At 70.9% G+C, this 1,732-nt stretch carries 2 protein-coding genes and 1 pseudogene; all 3 read left to right on the top strand.

All coding sequences use genetic code 11. The annotated features are described in order from the left end of the window. A pseudogene (locus ACZ4NB_RS38685) lies at window positions 1–353 on the top strand (sugar ABC transporter substrate-binding protein); the annotation flags it as partial. Further along, a complete protein-coding gene (locus ACZ4NB_RS38680) occupies window positions 334–1,314 on the top strand; it encodes a carbohydrate ABC transporter permease (RefSeq protein WP_467667747.1) in 981 nt (326 codons plus the stop codon). The pseudogene ACZ4NB_RS38685 and the gene ACZ4NB_RS38680, both read left to right, overlap by 20 nt. Beyond that, window positions 1,311–1,732: ABC transporter permease family protein (locus ACZ4NB_RS38675; RefSeq protein WP_467667746.1), on the top strand; the 422-nt coding region annotated here is incomplete at its 3' end. The genes ACZ4NB_RS38680 and ACZ4NB_RS38675, both read left to right, overlap by 4 nt.

The following is a 1,732-nucleotide window of genomic DNA, read 5'->3' as shown; positions in this document are numbered from 1 at the left end:
GGGCCTCCGGTCAGAAGTACGAGCAGCTGGTGGGCCGCACCCTGGGCTGGTCGAAGGTCCCCGGCGGCAAGCGGGCCAGCCTCTACCGCAACCCCCAGTACCTGAAGAAGTCGGGCGCCTTCGCCCACGCCACCCAGCAGGCGATCAGCTCGGCCCGGCCCAACGACCCGGGCGTCCAGCCCCGTCCGGCCCCCGGGATCCAGTTCGTCGGTATCCCCGAGTTCGCCGACCTCGGCACCAAGGTCTCCCACGAGATCAGCTCGGCGATCGCCGGCAAGCAGAGCGTGCCCGAGGCCCTGAAGAAGAGCCAGCGACTGGCGCAGGAGGTCTCCGATGCCTACGCGGACCGCTGAGGCGCCCCGGCCCGTCGAGGCCGTCGCCGCACGAACCGGCCGGCAGGCGGCCCGCGTCCGGCGGGCCCGACGGGCCAAGGACTGGGCCCGCCGCGCGCCTCTGCTGCCCGCCCTGGTCTTCCTGATCGCCGTGACCCAACTGCCCTTCCTGGCAACCGTGGTGATCTCCTTCACCCGGTGGAACGCGCTGGCCCCCGACAACCGCGGCTTCGCCGCCCTCGACAACTACGTCGCCGTCTTCACCGACCCCGCGATGCGGTCGTCGGTGGTCACGACGGTGCTGCTGACGGTGACCGTGGTACTGGTCAGCCTGCTGCTCGGGCTCGGCCTCGCACTGCTGCTGGACCGCGGCTTCCGCGGCCGCGGCATCGTCCGCACCCTGCTGATCACCCCGTTCCTGGTGGTGCCGGTCGCCTCCGCCCTGCTGTGGAAGCACGCCCTGTTCAACGCCTCCTACGGGCTGCTCAACGGCGCGCTGACGTGGATATGGGGCCTGTTCGGCAGCGACAGTCCGCCGCAGCCGGACTGGATGACCGACTCCCCGCTCGCCGCCGTGGAGGTGTCGCTGATCTGGCAGTGGACGCCGTTCATGATGCTGATCCTGCTGGCCGGACTGCAGAGCCGGGCGACGGACGCCGTCGAGGCGGCCCGGATGGACGGCGCCTCCGCCTTCGACATCTTCCGCTACCTCACCCTGCCCCACCTGCGCCGCTACCTGGAGCTGGCCGCCCTGCTCGGGACCGTCTACGTCGTCCAGAACTTCGACGCGGTCTTCACCCTCACCTCGGGCGGCCTGGGCACCGCCAACCTGCCCTACACCCTCTACCAGACCTTCTACCAGGCCCATGACTACGGACAGGCGTCCGCGCAAGGCGTCGTCGTCGTGCTGTGCTCGCTGCTGGTGGCGACCTTCGCGCTGCGCACCGTCTCGTCCCTGCTGCGCGAGGAGGTCTCCCGATGACCAGCGCGACTGTGACCCGGCGCCCCGCGGGCGCGCCCGCGACCCGGCGCCGGCGGCGTACCGGCGGCCTGCTGAGCCTGCTCGCCTGGCTGTGCGGCATCGGCTTCTTCCTGCCGGTGGCGTGGATGGTGCTGACGTCGTTCCACAGTGAGGCGGACGCGGCGACCAACCCGCCCAGCCTGGGCGCCTCGCTGACCCTGCACGGCTACCGCGAGTTCTTCGGCGAAGGCACCGGCATCAGCCCCTGGCCCCCACTGATCAACTCGCTCACCGCCTCGGTGCTCTCCACCCTCATCGTCCTCGCCCTGGCCGTCCCCGCCGCCTACGCGCTGTCCATCAAGCCCGTACGCAAATGGAGCGACGTGCTGTTCTTCTTCCTCTCCACCAAAATGCTCCCCCTGGTCGCCGGCCTCCTGCC

This window comes from Streptomyces sp. NPDC026575 (assembly GCF_055567415.1).
Note: the sequence above shows the minus strand (reverse complement) of the source record. Positions and strands in the feature narration are given on the sequence as shown.